General features: G+C 39.1%; 16 protein-coding genes. 5 read left to right on the top strand and 11 right to left on the bottom strand.

Going from position 1 to position 16688, the window contains the following annotated elements; translation table 11 throughout:
• The first annotated feature begins 54 nt into the window (after positions 1–54).
• Together JET18_RS10915 and serS are read left to right on the top strand one after the other, a co-directional pair.
• On the top strand, positions 55–579 hold the full coding sequence (locus JET18_RS10915) for a hypothetical protein (RefSeq protein ID WP_202091006.1): 525 nt from the start codon (positions 55–57) through the stop codon (positions 577–579).
• A 65-nt stretch (positions 580–644) separates the two neighbouring features.
• Positions 645–1913, top strand: coding sequence for a serine--tRNA ligase (gene serS / locus JET18_RS10910; RefSeq protein WP_202091004.1), 1269 nt, complete (start codon positions 645–647; stop codon positions 1911–1913).
• A 275-nt stretch (positions 1914–2188) separates the two neighbouring features.
• Here serS and JET18_RS10905 read toward each other — a convergent pair whose 3' ends face one another.
• From JET18_RS10905 to JET18_RS10855, 11 genes are all read right to left on the bottom strand, one after another.
• Positions 2189–3604 carry a hypothetical protein gene (locus tag JET18_RS10905; protein WP_202091002.1) on the bottom strand — a complete coding sequence of 472 codons (1416 nt, stop codon included), beginning with the start codon at positions 3602–3604 and terminating at the stop codon, positions 2189–2191.
• 2 nt (positions 3605–3606) lie between these two features.
• Complete coding sequence (locus JET18_RS10900) at positions 3607–4788, bottom strand: hypothetical protein (protein WP_202091000.1); 1182 nt, start codon at positions 4786–4788, stop codon at positions 3607–3609.
• Positions 4789–5010: 222 nt separating this feature from the next.
• Complete coding sequence (locus JET18_RS10895; protein WP_202090998.1) at positions 5011–5751, bottom strand: hypothetical protein; 741 nt, start codon at positions 5749–5751, stop codon at positions 5011–5013.
• Positions 5752–5769: 18 nt separating this feature from the next.
• Positions 5770–6528 (bottom strand): sulfite exporter TauE/SafE family protein, encoded by a 759-nt coding sequence (locus JET18_RS10890; RefSeq protein WP_202090996.1) that lies wholly within the window; start codon positions 6526–6528, stop codon positions 5770–5772.
• The gene (locus tag JET18_RS10885) at positions 6519–6971 is read right to left on the bottom strand and encodes a FixH family protein (RefSeq protein WP_202090994.1); all 453 of its coding nucleotides are present in this window, start codon (positions 6969–6971) and stop codon (positions 6519–6521) included. Before JET18_RS10885 ends, JET18_RS10890 begins: the two co-directional genes overlap by 10 nt.
• Positions 6972–7038: 67 nt before the next feature.
• Positions 7039–8493 (bottom strand): cytochrome c oxidase accessory protein CcoG, encoded by a 1455-nt coding sequence (gene ccoG, locus JET18_RS10880; RefSeq protein WP_202090992.1) that lies wholly within the window; start codon positions 8491–8493, stop codon positions 7039–7041.
• A gap of 94 nt (positions 8494–8587) precedes the next feature.
• A complete protein-coding gene (locus JET18_RS10875) occupies positions 8588–9469 on the bottom strand; it encodes a cbb3-type cytochrome c oxidase N-terminal domain-containing protein (RefSeq protein ID WP_202090990.1) in 882 nt (293 codons plus the stop codon).
• A 10-nt stretch (positions 9470–9479) separates the two neighbouring features.
• Positions 9480–9680: a cbb3-type cytochrome oxidase subunit 3 gene (locus tag JET18_RS10870; RefSeq protein WP_062652071.1), complete on the bottom strand. Its 201-nt coding sequence runs from the start codon at positions 9678–9680 to the stop codon at positions 9480–9482.
• 16 nt (positions 9681–9696) lie between these two features.
• Positions 9697–11958: a cytochrome-c oxidase, cbb3-type subunit I gene (gene ccoN / locus JET18_RS10865; protein WP_202090988.1), complete on the bottom strand. Its 2262-nt coding sequence runs from the start codon at positions 11956–11958 to the stop codon at positions 9697–9699.
• 5 nt (positions 11959–11963) lie between these two features.
• Positions 11964–12191, bottom strand: coding sequence for a cbb3-type cytochrome oxidase assembly protein CcoS (ccoS, locus tag JET18_RS10860; RefSeq protein ID WP_202090987.1), 228 nt, complete (start codon positions 12189–12191; stop codon positions 11964–11966).
• Positions 12192–12300: 109 nt separating this feature from the next.
• Entirely contained in the window at positions 12301–14679 is a 2379-nt protein-coding gene (locus JET18_RS10855) for a heavy metal translocating P-type ATPase (RefSeq protein WP_202090985.1), read from the bottom strand.
• 88 nt (positions 14680–14767) lie between these two features.
• Here JET18_RS10855 and JET18_RS10850 point away from each other — a divergent pair, with 88 nt between their 5' ends.
• From JET18_RS10850 to JET18_RS10840, 3 genes are all read left to right on the top strand, one after another.
• Positions 14768–15481, top strand: a complete 714-nt coding sequence (locus JET18_RS10850) for a Crp/Fnr family transcriptional regulator (RefSeq protein WP_202090983.1) — start codon at positions 14768–14770, stop codon at positions 15479–15481.
• A gap of 62 nt (positions 15482–15543) precedes the next feature.
• A complete protein-coding gene (gene panB / locus JET18_RS10845) occupies positions 15544–16359 on the top strand; it encodes a 3-methyl-2-oxobutanoate hydroxymethyltransferase (RefSeq protein ID WP_202090980.1) in 816 nt (271 codons plus the stop codon).
• Positions 16360–16362: 3 nt separating this feature from the next.
• Positions 16363–16686, top strand: a complete 324-nt coding sequence (locus tag JET18_RS10840) for a hypothetical protein (protein ID WP_202090978.1) — start codon at positions 16363–16365, stop codon at positions 16684–16686.
• The last annotated feature ends 2 nt before the right edge of the window (positions 16687–16688 follow it).

The following is a 16688-nucleotide window of genomic DNA, read 5'->3' as shown; positions in this document are numbered from 1 at the left end:
AACAAATATATAATTATACATTTGCATAAAAAAGATTATTGAAAATTAACGGAGATGAAAGCTAAGCTCAATCATATTTTACTATTTCAACTTATAACACTGCTGTTGGTGACGGTTTCTTGCGGAAGCGATGAGGATTCTCTGCAGAGGATAGACCAGACCATGAACATTTATATAAAAAACAGTGCAGGCCAGGATTTGCTGAATGCTAAAAAGAACGGCTCTTATTCTTCCTATACAGTGAATGATGTTTTTGGTGTATCAGACGTGGCTCCGGTATCTGTACCTTTGAAAATGACTACAGATTCCTTATATTATTTTGAATATTTGAGGGGAGCAAAAAGAAGAACACTGGATTCATTAAGCCCGGACAACAGAACGTATCATTCTAAAATGGCATTTGCCTTAAGGAGAACAGAGAATAATGTGGTGGTAACAACTATTGATTCTATGGAGATCAAATACCGCTGGACGCCGTCAGTATTCCAGGTTTCTGAAGTGAAATACAATAATCAGGTCGTATTTACCAAAGAAGCAGGTGCACCCAATGCTATAAATACCATTACTATCATAAAATAATTTAAATTTGTAAAACGGTCAGCTTAATATGTAAGTCTGACTCTAATATTTAACATCTAAATAAAATGTTACAAGTCAATTTTTTACGCGACAATAAAGAACGCGTTTTAGAAGGTCTTCAGAAAAGACAATTCAAGAATCTTGGGTTGGTAGATGATGCGATCACTACTGACGACGAAAGAAAAAGAATTCAGTTTGAATTAGATTCCCAGCTTTCCGAAATCAACAGAATCTCCAAAGAAATCGGGCTTTTGATGAAAGAAGGAAAAAAAGAAGAAGCGGAATTATCAAAATCTAAAACAGCACAGTTTAAAGAGTCGAGTAAAGAACTGCAGTCTCAGTTGGATGCAACGGAAAAAGCGTTACTGGATATTTTGTACCAGATTCCCAACGTTCCGTTTGAAAAAGTGAAAAGCGGAGCTTCTGCGGAAGACAACGAAAATATTTTCCAGTCTCACGATGTGGAAGGTCTTGGTGAAGGTGCTATCCCTCACTGGGAGCTTGCGAAAAAATACAACCTGATTGATTTTGAATTAGGTGTAAAAATCGCAGGTGCCGGTTTCCCTGTATATCTGGGTAAAGGAGCGAGGCTTCAGAGAGCTTTGGTTCAGTATTTCCTGGATAAAAACATAGACAAAGGTTATATGGAGGTGAATCCTCCTCACGTGGTGAACGAAGCTTCAGGTTACGGAACGGGACAGCTTCCTGACAAAGAAGGACAGATGTACCACATTGGTCTGGATGACCTGTATCTGATCCCTACGGCGGAAGTTCCTGTAACGAATCTTTACCGTGATGTACTGCTTGAAGAAAAAGATCTTCCGATTAAAAATACGGCATTCTCTCAGTGTTACAGAAGAGAAGCGGGAAGTTACGGAGCGCACGTAAGAGGGCTGAACCGTCTTCACCAGTTTGAAAAAGTAGAGATTGTAAGACTTGAAAAGCCTGAAAATTCTTATGCTGCTTTGGAAGAAATGGTAGAACATATCAAAGAGATCCTTACCGATCTTGAACTTCCGTTCAGAGTATTGAGACTTTGCGGCGGTGATACTGGTTTTGCATCTGCAATGACCTATGATTTTGAGGTGTGGAGTGCTGCGCAGGAAATGTGGCTGGAAGTAAGCTCTGTATCTAATTTTGAAACATTCCAGTCTAATCGTCTGAAATGCCGTTTCAAAACAGATGGAAAATCTCAGCTGGTACATACCTTAAACGGTTCTGCTATGGCTCTTCCAAGAATTATGGCAGCATTGCTTGAAAATAACCAGACTGCAGAAGGAATCAGACTTCCTAAGAAAATTGCAGAATATGCAAGATTCGATCTGATCAACTAGAAAATGTAAGACATCAAGCCAAATAAAAACCACTGAAATTTTTCAGTGGTTTTGTTATTTTAATCTGATTCAGGATAAGAGTTAAGATATAGAGATGCTAGATTTCAGACATCAGATCTCTAGGTTGAGGCTAAGGCTAAGATTAAGTCGGATTTGAATTAAAACAATATCCCGTGGCTCTAAAACCCGCATCAGATAACTCATAATTTATAACTCATAACTTCCTAAAACCCTCTTGCTCTCAAACACGCACCCCGTATCCCGTAACTCACAAACTATTTCCCTTCAAAGTTCTCCAGGGTAACGATACTGGCTTGGTTCTCCCATGCTCTGGGATAAGCTAATGTTTTCACTTCCGGTCTGTAAAGTAAAGCCTGGGTATAGGCCTCACCTCCATAATAAGGGTCTTTACCTGTTGCTTTGGAAAGCGAAGGAAGTATGCTGGTGTTATTGCTGTCAAAATTAATAGCCGACAGATTTAATAGTGATCCGGCTTTAAAGATATAATTCCCTTTTATATTTACAAGTCCGAAAGCGTGTACTTCCAGATCAGAAAGTCTTTCACTGTGGAGTTTTGTTACCGCGTCTATTTTTCCTGAAGCGGTATTAATGGCTACAATTCTCGGGTCTCCTGCTTTATAAGACGTTTCGGTGATCATCATGGTTCCCATAGGAGATTTTACCTGTCTTGTTCCTGCATCCAGTTTACTTTCTGTGAAAATATAGATTTTATCTCCGCTCACATAAGTGTAAGGAATAAATAGATCTGCTATTTTGCTGCCGTCGTTGTACTGTTTCACCACCTCGTTGGCAATAATTTTTCCTTCTTTAATATCATATAACATTAAATTTTCAAAATTACTGGCATTAAACTTTACCGTTTTAGGAGTACTGTTAAAGGCAACCAGATAATCTTTATCACCAATAGATACGGCCGTTTCACTGATGACCTTCATCTTCTCTGTAAAGAATTTTTCTTCCTGTCCTGAAGCCGTTACAAACAGAAGGGATGCATTTTGATTGGCCGATCTTAAAAGCCCGATATTTCCTGAATTAGTCACAAAAAAATCGGTATCAGAACTTCCTGCTTCTCCGGTAACTTCTTTATTCCAGGCAGATTTCAGGCTTCCGGTATCAATGACATTGATGCTGATTTTTACAGGTTCCTTTCTCGGAGCATGCTGATAGAAGACAACGGCACCATATCTGCCATTTTCAGATTTCTCAAAGTAGGCAGTCCCTGATTTCATCGTAGATTCAATAGGGTAGGAAGCCAGCAGTTCATTGGAGAAGGTACCTGCCGTTTTATCGAAAATAATTTTATAAATGTCTTTCTTTTTTACCTTACCTGCGTAAGTTTCTGTAATAAAAACAATTTTATTTCCAGATTCAAAGCTTCCCAGATAATTAATAGGAGCATATTTTTCTATTTGAGGCATATCGTAAGAAAAAGTCTGCTTCAGGTTATTGGAATTATCAAACTTTCTTACCAGTATTTTATTGTTGCTGCGGATGCTGTTTTCATTAATGCTGCTCTGCATATAATAAGTATCCGTTCCACCGGCAATAAGTTTTACATCTTTTTCCTGGATAGGGTCAAAATCAAACTTGTTTCCGTACTTATAACTGGTCTGCGCCCATGTAATAGAAGAGATGCAGATCGCTAATGCTGTTAATGTTTTTAGTTTCATGGTTATTTATAAATCTGGTTTTCCAATTGCTTTAATTCTGCTTTCTCGTTGTATGATAAATCCAGATCTACAAGTTTCTCCTGCATCTCGTTAAGATACTTTTCTGCTTCTTTTTTGTTTTCAAGAGCTACGTTCAGTCTTATTAAATTGAAATTAATGTATTTACCGATCTTAGCGTTATAAGGAGCTTTTTTGTCTTTATAATTTACTTTTTTAAGAGCTTGTTCCCAAATATCAGTTCCTTTTTTCATATTGGCAAAAGCAATATTATTGTTGGTCTGATCAGAGGTGGCCTGTAGTTTTCTCAAATTAGTGGTTACATAAATGTGTGCTTTTTCTAAATCATCAAACTCACCTTTATTTTTCACAAACTCCAGTTTTACCTGCTTGTTAAGCGTTTTGTATCCGTAATTATCATTCAGGAAAGTATTGATCGCTTTAATGTTGTTTCCAAGATATTTTTTTTCTTCAGCAGGTTTGTTGATGTTATCAGAAGGCTGGGAAGATACGAATGTGAAGTCCTGGGAAAGGGTGGTATTAATTTTCTCAGTTCCGTTTTCTTTTACAAGGATTTTTGTTGGCTGGTTGGCATACGTCTGTCCGGCATTATCCTGAAAGTTTACTTTTTCCATGGTTACGTAAACATCTACATTCGGGTTTCCTTTTTTATAACCGTCAATGGCAATTTGAGACGCCAGAACATTATTGTCTACAATGAAATAATCATTCAGATTAGGATCTCTGTATACAGGAGGAGTCGGCTTTGAATACACAGGCTTGGATGGGAGCTGAAGCTGTGGCTTTAGGCCTTTTTCCTGTAAAGTAAGACGCTCCAGAAGGCTCAGTTTTTTAAATTCTGCCGATTCCAGGGCAAATTTCTCCTTTGCTTTAATGATTTCTTCATTGTAATCTTTAAGAGACTGCTGATAATTGCTCTGACTTTCTGCAATGGTATTACTGAAATTAGCAACAGCTTCCTGATGCTCCTTTTTAGATTGTTTTATTACATCTTCCTTCGTCAGGTTGTAAGGAGAGTTGACTGTAATATTATAAGTCCTGGAGTTTTCGTTAATTGAAGTTTGCGGTGCTTTTAAAACACGAAAATCAACCGTTTCAGAATTAATGCTTTGCGCATGTACACTGAGTGCTGAAATAAGAGTAAGAGACAGTAAAAATTTTCTCATGATTATTTATAAATTAAGATTCAAAGATAATATTTTTAAGCAAAAACTAAAATTTGTTAATGTGTTTCGATGAATATCTGAATTCCGGATAAGAACTGTTTGTTTTTAATGACGGGCAGGAATTCTGGACTTATTTAGATTTTGGTAGTCCTGTTAACCATGTCAAGGTTCAAAACCTTGACATGGTTAATAGAAAACGACTGATATTCAGCCGTTTTTTTATTATTCTGTGACAATGATAATTTTTTTATCTGCATTTTTGAGCTTAGCTTCGCTATCGTACATCGTTTTCAGATCATAATCTATTTTCACGGTGTAATTGTCGATCTGCTTCACCCAGTCATGCTTCCCGGTGACGGATTTTATTTTGTTCTCAAATTTGAGGGTGGTTCCGATACTTTTAAAGAACATGGTGATCATTCCCTGTACTTTTTCGGCTTCCTCTTTTGACGTTTTGCTTCGAAGGGTTTCCTCAATATTTTTAAGATTGAAATTTTCGGTGTTAATCGTCAGGGTTTTCCCGTCCCAGTCATTGAAAATATTCTGATCCAGCGGAAGCTTTTCCTTTTTGTTGTAATTGCTCAGCATGAGATAATCGGCCTGGGTAAAGCGTTCCATTTTTAAAGAAATACCGGCAGGCTCGTTGTTCTCCTTATTCATTTTCATAAAGATCTTTTTCATGATCCTTAAAGAATCCGGGTCTGTAGTCTGCTTTTTCCCATCCTTTTTCTGAAGATCCAGAAAACTGGTCCATACTGTAGGCAGCTTATCCATTTCTCCGAATTCCTTCTGCTGTTTCATAGAATCGGGAGTCATGGCTTTCATTTCAGCCATAAACTGCTTCATATCGATATCTGTGACGGAGGTGGAGGCTGCATCTTTATGATAAACAATTTCAGAATTAATGGCACAGGACTGCAATACAAACAATGCTGCAGTGAGTAAAAAGAGGATTTTATTCATGGGGTTGATTAGTTTTTATTAATGACAGTTGCCTGAACTGTGATTGTGTCCTTCAATGTGGCAGCTGGCACCATTATGATCTTTGGAGATCGTCATCGCTTCTGCGCGCGGAGAAACGTAAGGAATACCCAATTCAAGGCCACGCAGGATAAATAATCCGCCTAAAATAATCATGATGACCGGAACTGCTTTTAAAACCTTTACTCTGAAAGCCTGATTCATAAGGTTTCCGGCCAGAACTACTGCAAACATGAACGGAAGTGTTCCAAGCCCGAATAAAGCCATATATGAAGCTCCCTGCCATACTCCTCCGGCTGCGAGGCTGGCGGTAAGGGCCATATAAACCATTCCGCACGGAAGAAAGCCGTTAAGAAGTCCTGTCGTAAATCTTGAGCGGTAATCCGCCTTCTGAAGTAATTTTCCTAAATTCAGTTTTACAGAATACAGAAATTTAGAAAGAAAAGGGATTTTGGAGGCGAAATCTTTTCCGCCAAATGAAAACAAAGCCATAATAATCAGCAGAATTCCCGCAATAATCGTTAAATACTGCTGAAAACCTGCCATTTCAAATCCTTCACCTATAATGCCCAGAATAGCTCCCAATAATGAATAGGTAGCAATTCTTCCGAACTGATAGGTTAAATTCTGAAGGTAGAAATTGGTAGCCTGTTTTTTGGTCAATCCCATCGATAAAGCAATAGGGCCGCACATTCCGATACAGTGAAAACCGGAAGCGAATCCTAGTGCAATAGCCGATAAAATGAGTCCTATTTCCATATCACATCATAATCCATTCGATAGTCTGCTTTGTCTCTGGTCCACATCAGTCTAAGCGTGTAGTTTCCTGCTTTTAATACCTGTGCAGGTACGATGAAAGACTTTGAGGCATCAAGCTGTACAGATTTTTTTATGTCCAGATTCTGGTCGTCGGTTCTGTTTAAAACAAATTTTACCGTAGTATTGGCGTTGTCGTAATCTTTTGGGAAAGTAATTTTAATTCCGCTTTTTTCCTGGCTGTACACGGGTTTTTCCTGTAAATCATCAGCCCTTTTCTTAGCATCAATCACATCCTGATACTTAAGTTCCTCCTCATAATAATTATCGGTCACCATTTCAGAGTTTTTCTGCCCGTTCGGGAAAAGAAACAGCATGGATAATATAAAAGCAATGAATGCAAATAATGCAATGAATACACCGTGTCCCCAACTAAAGTTTTTCATTTCTTCCGGATTTTTTTGTCTTTATGATTGTGAACCTTTGTGATATCTGAGCCACAAAGGGTTTTTATTAAAATTGTAGTTTGAATGGTCCTTCAAAGTAAGTTTGATAAGAGTCAACAAGTTTACCCTTCATATCATACACCCCGATGGTAATATTCTGCTTGGAAAGCTTCATATCATTTTCCGGGAAGCTGATGTTGATGGTTCCTTTCGAGATTTTATCTCTGTCTACCTGGATTTTGCTGGATGCACTGTACGTGATCTCGCCGTGAGCCGGTTCCAGAACTTTTATCGTCACGATCTTCTTGTCGTTCGTTTTGTTAAGGAACGTATAATTGTAGGTATTGGTAATTTTACCGTCTCTTACAAAGAATGTACTTCCTGCCGGTTTAATGAATTTAGCCTCCATTTCGCCACGGCTGTAAAGAAGGAATCCTAAGAATCCTACCAACAGAACAAGAACTACGGCAAAACCTTTCATTCTTCCTGTAAACTTGAACTGCGTCTGCTGCTCGATTTCGTTTTCAGAAGCATATCTTACCAGTCCTTTCGGAAGGCCTACTTTTTCCATCACTTCATCACAGGCATCGATACATGCTGTACAGTTCACACATTCCAGCTGCTGTCCGTCCCTGATGTCAATTCCGGTAGGGCATACCACCACGCACTGGTGACAGTCGATACAGTCTCCTTTTCCGGCGGCTTTCCGGTCTTCTCCTTTTCTCCATTTCGATCTGTTTTCCCCTCTTTTAAAATCGTAGAAAACGTTGATCGTATCTTTATCAATCAATACACCCTGCAATCTTCCGTAAGGACAGACCAATGTACAAACCTGCTCTCTGAACCATGCAAATACAAAGTAAAATGCTGCCGTGAACAGAACCATGATGATAAAATTGGTAGGATGCGCAAACGGTCCCTGTGAAATGATTCTTAAGATTTCCTCATACCCTACGATATACATCAGCATAAAGTGGGTAATGATCAGAGAAATAATAATGTAAACCGTCCATTTCAAGCTTCTTTTCCAGATTTTCTCGCTGTTCCACTCCTGTCTGTCCAGCTTCATCTGCTTGTTTCGGTCGCCTTCAATGATATATTCAATTTTACGGAAGATAGATTCCATAAAAATTGTCTGAGGGCATATCCACCCGCAGAAAATTCTTCCGAATGCAATCGTAAAAATGATGATAAAAATTAAAGACGCGATAGCCCCTAAAGTAAGGATAAAAAAGTCCTGTGGATAGAAAGGCTGTCCAAGAATGAAAAACTCTCTATCGATAACATTAAATAAAAAGAAAGGGTTGCCATTGATCTTAAGAAATGGCACCGTAAAATAAATAATTAATAAAATATAGCTTACAAGGTTCCTGTAGTTGGTGTATTTTCCCTTTGGTTTTCTCGGGAATACCCACCTTCTCTTACCGGATTGCTCCATTGTCCCGATAGAATCTCTGTAAGTCTCAGGATCCAGAACCTGTCCCTGTCCGCCTCGTACTTCTATTTCTTCTATATCTGACATTGTGTAATAGGTTTAAAAAAGAAAAAACATAATTCGTTACTATTTTTATTAATAACAAATTATGTTTTTTTCATATGATTTCTAATCTTTTAAATTATTCTTTTTCCCAATGCGCTTCGGTTCCCTGAGGAGCTGCTCCTCCCTGAGCCTGCGTCACTGGCGGCTGTTCCTGATTGATGTGATATACATACGCTGCAATCTTCTCAATCTCTGCCCCTGAAACTTCTCCGTTCTTACCGAATGCTCTCATCGCAGGGTTAGTAGGAGAACCATTCCAGTCCATGTGGAAAACAGTCTTAAATAAAGTCTTCTCCGGCTGGTTGATCCAGTAGTTATCCGTAAGGTTCGGACCAATACCACCGCTTCCGTCTTCTTTGTGGCAAGATGCACAGTTGGTTTTGAAAAGTTCTTTACCTTCTGCGATATTATCAGCTGAATACTTCGCTGTTTCTATCGTTACAGGAGGCTGAGATTTCTCGTAATCAGCAATGCTTGCCATCTGCTCCTTATATTCTTTTTCATATTCGCTCAACGGGTGTGCGAAATCTGTGAAAGAGTAAGCTGCGATATATACAATACAAAAAGCAGTCCCAAAATAGAATAAACCTACCCACCATTTAGGCAACTGGTTGTCTAATTCCATAATCCCGTCGAAACCGTGGTCGATAAGGATATCTTTTTCTTCTGTAGCAGACTGTTTCTTGAAAGCACTGTCGTACATTCTTCTCAGGAAAGGAACCTTCTTTTCTGCTAAATAAGCTGCTTTTTCTTCCGGAGTTAATTTTTTGAATTTATTGTTTTCAATTAAATCTCCGATTGCACTGTGGATGTAGGCTAAAATAGCACTGATCACCACAGTTCCCCAGAAGTAAGGTGAAGCCAGGAACGAGTAGCTCTGTACAAACAAATAATAAAAAACTATTAGAAGTCCGGTTATTATTAAGATGTTTACAACAACAGGTGTTCTTTGTTTCATAATAAATAGTTTAATTTTTTAAATTAAAATCGTCATCCTCATCATCCCCAAGCGGTGCTTCTTCTTCTTCCTTATAATATTTTTTAGGTCTGCTAAAAACATAGATTACAAGAGCTACGAAGAACAGCATAAAGAAAATCAGAGCCAGCGTCTGGTAGAGACCAGCGTTTTCTGTATTGGATAATATATCTTTAAAGTTCTGAGGAATCATGTGAACCTTTTAATGTTTAGTTAGTACTTGCTGTTTTTATTTCTGTAGTCTTGATATCTGTTCCCAGTCTCTGAAGATAAGAGATAAGAGCTACAATCTCTTTTTTCTCCAATTCTCCCTGAGGTCTCTTGGAATAAGCCTGCTTAAGGTCATTCGCTTCAGAGAAAATATCTTTTACAATCTTCGTTGCCTGATTATCAGCCCATGTGTTGGCAGAATCTATTTCAGCTTTGCTGTAAGGAACATCGAATGTATTCTTCATAAGCTTCATTTTGTCTACCATCTTGGATCTGTCAAGGTTATTGGCAATTAACCAAGGGTAACGAGGCATGATAGAACCTGCAGACGTAGATCTTGGGTTGTACATGTGTTTGTAATGCCAAGAACTTGGGTTTTTCCCTCCTTCTCTATGCAAATCCGGTCCTGTTCTCTTAGAACCCCATAGGAATGGTCTGTCATATACGAACTCTCCCGCTTTGGAATACTGTCCGTTTTTACCGTTGAATCTCGTGATCTCATCCCTGAACGGTCTGATCATCTGAGAGTGGCAGGCATTACATCCTTCACGGATATAAAGATCTCTACCTTCTAATTCAAGCGGTGAGTATGGTTTTACAGCTGAAATTGTCGGGACACTTTTCTTTAGGGAAAGCGTTGGGATAATTTCAATTGAACTACCGATAGATATAGTGAAGAAAGACAGGATACCTAATAATAACGGCATTCTTTCAAGCCATAAGTGAGTACCTTCACCTTCTTTACGTTTGTTTCCGATATTAGCCAATGCAGGTGCTTCAGCTGGAACTTCTTTCTGGAATGAACCTTTTCTTACCGTAGCAATTACGTTCACAATCATCAGGATAGATCCTGAAATATAGAATAAACCTCCTAAGAATCTCATTTTGAAATAAGGAATGATTGCCGTTACGGTATCCAACCAGTTTTTCCATAATAAAGTTCCGTCCGGGTTGAACTGCTTCCACATTAACCCCTGAGTAAATCCTGAAATATACATGGGTACTGCGTAGAAAATAATTCCTAATGTCCCTAACCAGAAATGCCAGTTAGCTAATTTTACAGACCATATTTTGGTTCTCCACATAATAGGTACCAGGTAATAGATAACCCCGAATGCCATGAAACCATTCCATCCAAGAGCTCCTAAGTGTACGTGACCGATAACCCAGTCTGTAAAGTGACCAATTTTGTTGATGTTTTTAGTGGCTAAAAGCGGACCTTCAAAAGTTGCCATCCCGTAACAGGTAACTGCTACTACGAAGAACTTAAGAATAGGGTTTTCCCTTACTTTATCCCACGCTCCTCTCAGCGTAAGAAGTCCGTTTAGCATTCCTCCCCATGACGGTGCGATAAGCATGATAGAGAAACCAGTTCCCACAGCCTGCGCCCATGCAGGAAGAGCTGTATACTGAAGGTGGTGAGGACCAGCCCAGATATATACGAAAATTAATGACCAGAAGTGAATAATAGACAGTTTATAGGAGAATACCGGTCTGTCTGCTGCCTTCGGAAGGAAGTAATACATCAAACCAAGAACCGGAGTTGTCAATACGAATGCAACCGCATTGTGACCGTACCACCACTGTACAATAGCATCTTTTACCCCTGCATATGCCGAATAAGATTTCCAGCCAGTGAAAGATAAAGGAACTTCAAGGTTGTTGAAGATGTGAAGCATTGCCACCGCAATCCATGTTCCGATGTAGAACCAGATCGCTACATAAAGGTGTCTTACTCTTCTTTTTGAAATCGTCAGGAACATGTTGATCCCGAAGATAATCCATGAGAATGCAATCAATATGTCGATCGGCCACTCGTGTTCAGCATATTCTTTTGAAGTATTGATCCCCATAAAGAACGTAACGAACGTAGCAACGATCATAAACTGCCAAGTCCAGAAATGCAGCCATGATAAAGTATCACTGTACATTCTTGTTTTTAATAATCTCTGTAACGAGTAATAAATACCGGTATAAACGATATTACATACAAATGCAAAGATCACGGTATTGGTATGAAGCATTCTGATTCTACCAAAACCAAATGCACCATGAGTGTTTATTAACCCTTGAATATTGCCTGATGCAAGGCTTTTGATGGTTGTATCATCTGTACCGAATATAAATTCCGGCAATTCCGGGTAGAAAAGCATTAATGCCGCCGTAAGCCCGAACGTAAATCCTATAAGACCGAAAACTAAGGTCGCATAAAGGAACGCACGGACAATACTGTTGTCATAACTAAACTTTTGTGTTTCCATATCAACTATTCACTTTTTTCTTCAATTTTATTATTCTCTCCTATTTTTTTATCGTCTTTATCTTTGTCGCCTGGTTCCTCCTTTTCCTTGATTTCTCCATTATCAAAAAGGATTCTGACAGCCGGAGATTCGTCATCTTCAAACTGTCCTTTTCGGGCATACACTATAAATACGACCAAGAAAATCGCAGCTAAAGAAACACTGCAGAGGATCATTAAATATAGAATATCCATTGGACAACAAAATTAACCTATTTTCGGGGTTCAAATTTAGTGAAAAATAATGACATTCATCACGAAATGCCGATTTCAGCTAATTTAAAATCAGTCTAAATAAGGGCTTCTACGCCTGCTTTTTAAAATATTTGCGGCCTAAAATCCAGGTTGAAAGTGTAGTGAATGTAACCACCGTGATGGAACTGATTGGCATGATGATTGCTGCGAAGAGCGGATGCATATGACCTGTGACTGCGTAACTTAAACCGACAATATTGTACAGAAAACTGATTATGAATGTCATTTTTACAATAGTGATCGAGCCTTTACACACATTAAGATACTTGTCCAGCGTAACCACTTTATCACCATTCATGATCACATCGGAAGAAGGAGTAAAGCTGTTTGTGTCGTCTGCAATAGCTATTCCTACATTACTTTGCTTCAGTGCTCCCGCATCATTCAGTCCGTCGCCAAGCATAGCGACTTTCATGTGCTGGTCCTGAAGGGTTTTGATGTAGTTAAGCTTGTCTTCCGGGCTCTGGTTGAAAGCCATTCCTTTGTAATTCGGGATCAGTTCTTTAAGCTGGTTTTCCTCAGAGGAATTATCACCGCTCAGGATGAATATTTTGTAGCTGGTAAGCTTGGTAAACAGTTCTTTTAATTTCGGGCGGTATTCATTTTTAAAGATGAATTTACCCACGAATTCCCCGTTTTTACTGATATAAACTGCGGTTTCAAGGTTTTTAGGCTCTTGCTCATTATAACGGGCGGAACCGATCTTGTAAACGCTTCCTCTTACACTTGCCTCATAGCCTTTTCCTGAAATCTCACGGAAACTTTCTACCGGGAAGTAAAGGTCGCCAACCTCTATGAATTCATACAAAGATTTAGAAAGCGGGTGATTGGAATTCTTTAATAATGTCTTGATATTCAGCTGGTCAAATTCATTGATTTCTGAGCCTTCGTATCTGATGTTTGATTTTTTTCTGTGCGTAATGGTTCCCGTTTTATCAAAAACAATAGTATCCAGTTTTGCAATTTTCTCAATCGTTAAAGTATCTTTTACGTAAAACTTGTTACGGCCTAAAATCCTCATAATATGTCCGAAAGTAAACGGAGCGGATAATGCCAGTGCACATGGGCAGGCAATGATAAGGATGGCTGAAATCACCTGGAACATAATATTCAGGTCAATAAAAGCCCAGTAAGTCCCGGAAACGACTGCGATGCCTAAAATTATGAATGTGAAATATTTACTGACGTTGTTCGTCAGTGTGTCCAGTCCGGTTTCATGTTTCTTGAACGCCTCCTTGTTCCAAAGCTGAGTCAGATAACTCTGATCTACATCTTTAATCACTTCAAGCTCTAAAGAAGATCCGATCTGTTTTCCTCCCGCAAATATTTTATCGCCCGGCTGTTTGCTGATGCTTTCACTTTCTCCGGTAATAAAGCTGTTGTCAATATTTCCTTCTCCGTTGATCAGAATGGCGTCCACCGGAATGATTTCCTGGTTTCTTACCAGAATTCTGTCGCCCACTTTAATTTCAGAAAGAAGGATGTTGTCCTGTTTTCCTTCGAAATCCACTTTGGTTACGGCGATAGGGTAGAATGATTTATAATCCCTGTCGTAAGAAAGCGCGCTGTAGGTTCTCTTCTGGAAAATTTTCCCCATAAGCATGAAGAAAAGCAGTCCGCAAAGCGTATCAAAGTATCCCGGACCGTAATCTGTAACCACTTCATAAATACTTCGGCCGAAAAGGACGAAAATTCCCAGAACAATTGGAACGTCAATGTTCACGATTCTGTTCTTTAATCCATACCAGGCAGACTTATAATAATCCGAAGCGGAATAAAATACAACCGGACAGGCAAGAAGGAACATCAGTGTTCTGAAAAGCCCTTTGTAATGCTCCATCCAGTAATCTTCGCCCCCTACATATTCCGGGAAAGCCAGGAACATTCCGTTTCCGAAAGCGAAACCGGCGATGGCAAATTTTATCAGCAGTGATTTATCAAGATGATCTACATTTTTATCCGCTGTTTCAAGGCTGATAACAGGTTTGTAGCCTAAATTCGTTAAAAAATTAGCGAGTTCGCTTAATTTCAGATCGTTATGGTTGAATGAGATCTGTAAGGTCTTTCTGGTGAAATTCACCTGGGAATAGTTGATATGTTCATTCAGGGTATGAAGACTTTCAAGAAGCCAGATGCATGATGAACAGTGTATTACGGGGATTTTAAATGTGACAAGACTGGTCTTTCCTTCAGAGAAATCAGTGATTTTTTCAAAGATCTCCGGTGTATCAAGGTATTCAAACTGTGAAGAGCCTTCCTCACTCGGACGGATTCCCGCTCTTTTATTAAGCTCGTAGAAATTAGTTAAATTATTGATATTCAGAATTTCGTAGACAGACTTGCAGCCGTTGCAGCAGAAAGTCTTTTCATCAAACAAAATTCGCTCCTTTTCTATCCCTTGACCACAATGAAAACAGTTCTCGCTCACCACATAAAATATTGAACTACAAAATTATAACAATTTTTTTTGTTTATCGTGTTAAAAAGTTCTATTTTTGTGATAAATGTCATATAAAATGTCGCAGGAACAACAGATTGCAATTGAAGAGAGGTTCGCCAGAGTTTTTAATGATAAATCATTTAAGGAAAGACTTTCTAGCACTGATTTTGAAAAATATATTAACAGCAAGAAAAGATTAAGTTTTCAAAAGCACGACACCATTTTTGAAGATGGTGAAACACCTAAAGGGGTATACGTTTTGGAAAAGGGAGCAGCCAAGCTTTCCAAGTCCGGAGCTTTTGGAAAAGATCAGATCCTGAGATTTATCAAAGAGGGGGATATTATCGGCTATCGTTCATTACTTTGCGGGGAAAATTTCCAGGCAAAGGCTGAGGCCATGACAGATATTGAATGCATCTTCCTTCCGGCAGATGTCTTCATGTACCTTCTGGAAGTAGATCCGCAGCTTTCTTTTGCCATGCTTCAGAAGATCTCTTATGAATTGGGAGAATCATCCAATACCATCACCTTCCTTGCTCAGAAAACAGTAAGAGAAAGACTGGCAGAGATCCTTATTCTTCTTGAGCAGAAATTGGGTGTAGATCCTGAAGGATTTATCAAGATTTCTTTGACGAGAGAAGAAATTGCCAACATTATTGGTACCGCTACCGAAAGTGCCATCCGTTTGATTTCCGAATTCAAACAGGACAGCCTCATAGAAGTAGACGGGCGAAACATCAAAATTCTCAACCACGACAAACTGATGAAACTAGGTCACGTAGTTTTATAAAAATCATACAAAATTTAAGTCGGCGAAAGCCGACTTTTTAACTTTTAAAAAATAGATACATTATGTCTGTTCATTCTGAAATTAAAAAAGTTACCACGGAAACCTTGCGTAAAATGAAATTCGACAAGGAAAAGATAACCATGCTTACGGCTTATGATTATACCACGGCCAAAATGGTGGATGCAGGTGGAGTAGATTCCGTTCTGATTGGAGATTCCGCAGCAAATGTTATGGCTGGTTTTGAAACCACACTGCCTATTACTTTGGATCAGATGATCTATCATTGCCAGAGTGTGGTGAGAGGAACGGACAGAGCTCTTGTGGTAGCAGATCTTCCTTTCGGTACGTATCAGAGTAATCCTGAGAAAGCATTGGAGTCTGCAGTAAGAATGATGAAAGAAGGAGGGGCTCACGCTGTAAAAATTGAAGGCGGAAAAGAGATCTCAAAATCTATTAAGAAAATCATCAATGCCGGAATTCCTGTCATGGGACACTTAGGATTGACTCCACAGTCGATCTATAAATTCGGAACCTATAAAGTAAGAGCCAAAGACGAAGCAGAAGCTGAAAAACTGATTTCAGATGCCCAGCTTTTGGAAGAATTAGGCTGTTTCGCAGTGGTTTTGGAGAAAATTCCTGCTGATCTGGCTAAAAAAGTATCCGAAAGCATTTCTATTCCTACCATTGGAATCGGTGCGGGCCCTGACTGTGACGGACAGGTTCTGGTATACCACGATATGGTGGGGATGAACAAAGGCTTCAGCCCGAAATTCCTGAGAAGATACCTTGATCTGTATACGGAAATTACCGGAGCTGTGGCCCAATACGTAAAAGATGTGAAAAGTGTGGAATTCCCTAACGAAAATGAAAGCTACTAATTGATGAAAGAGCAACAACAACGATCTATCCAGGGGATTTTATCAATTGCAGCATTGATCTGTATGGCTATAGGCTGGTTCAATCTGTTTTCACCAGCCGTTAATCATCTGCTTTCAGCAAGGGTTTTTTATGTATTGATAGGAGCAAGTTTTCTTATTCAGGCTCCTTTGCTTACGAACAGAAATTTTATGTATGCCATGTACGCAGCGGCAGGAGCTTGTATACTGGGGGCATTTCTGCCGGCAGATTCAAAGCTTTCAGTACTTAAAACCATCGGTCTTCTGGCTGGCGTTATCCTTTCGATATCCAACAGACGTCGTCAATAATG

Source organism: Chryseobacterium endalhagicum (genome assembly GCF_016745235.1).
Classification (GTDB): domain Bacteria; phylum Bacteroidota; class Bacteroidia; order Flavobacteriales; family Weeksellaceae; genus Chryseobacterium; species Chryseobacterium endalhagicum.
This window is presented reverse-complemented; position numbering and strand designations above follow the sequence as displayed.

What these genes read in the sequence shown, in the direction of transcription:
- JET18_RS10875 (WP_202090990.1), bottom strand. Translation starts at nt 9,469, where the DNA reads ATGAAACAAAGAACACCTGTTGTTGTAAACATCTTAATAATAACCGGA.
- ccoS (WP_202090987.1), bottom strand. Translation starts at nt 12,191, where the DNA reads ATGGATATTCTATATTTAATGATCCTCTGCAGTGTTTCTTTAGCTGCG.
- serS (WP_202091004.1), top strand. Translation starts at nt 645, where the DNA reads ATGTTACAAGTCAATTTTTTACGCGACAATAAAGAACGCGTTTTAGAA.
- JET18_RS10895 (WP_202090998.1), bottom strand. Translation starts at nt 5,751, where the DNA reads ATGAATAAAATCCTCTTTTTACTCACTGCAGCATTGTTTGTATTGCAG.
- JET18_RS10840 (WP_202090978.1), top strand. Translation starts at nt 16,363, where the DNA reads ATGAAAGAGCAACAACAACGATCTATCCAGGGGATTTTATCAATTGCA.
- JET18_RS10905 (WP_202091002.1), bottom strand. Translation starts at nt 3,604, where the DNA reads ATGAAACTAAAAACATTAACAGCATTAGCGATCTGCATCTCTTCTATT.
- ccoN (WP_202090988.1), bottom strand. Translation starts at nt 11,958, where the DNA reads ATGGAAACACAAAAGTTTAGTTATGACAACAGTATTGTCCGTGCGTTC.
- JET18_RS10885 (WP_202090994.1), bottom strand. Translation starts at nt 6,971, where the DNA reads ATGAAAAACTTTAGTTGGGGACACGGTGTATTCATTGCATTATTTGCA.
- JET18_RS10900 (WP_202091000.1), bottom strand. Translation starts at nt 4,788, where the DNA reads ATGAGAAAATTTTTACTGTCTCTTACTCTTATTTCAGCACTCAGTGTA.
- JET18_RS10870 (WP_062652071.1), bottom strand. Translation starts at nt 9,680, where the DNA reads ATGATTCCTCAGAACTTTAAAGATATATTATCCAATACAGAAAACGCT.
- JET18_RS10890 (WP_202090996.1), bottom strand. Translation starts at nt 6,528, where the DNA reads ATGGAAATAGGACTCATTTTATCGGCTATTGCACTAGGATTCGCTTCC.
- ccoG (WP_202090992.1), bottom strand. Translation starts at nt 8,493, where the DNA reads ATGTCAGATATAGAAGAAATAGAAGTACGAGGCGGACAGGGACAGGTT.
- panB (WP_202090980.1), top strand. Translation starts at nt 15,544, where the DNA reads ATGTCTGTTCATTCTGAAATTAAAAAAGTTACCACGGAAACCTTGCGT.
- JET18_RS10915 (WP_202091006.1), top strand. Translation starts at nt 55, where the DNA reads ATGAAAGCTAAGCTCAATCATATTTTACTATTTCAACTTATAACACTG.
- JET18_RS10850 (WP_202090983.1), top strand. Translation starts at nt 14,768, where the DNA reads ATGTCGCAGGAACAACAGATTGCAATTGAAGAGAGGTTCGCCAGAGTT.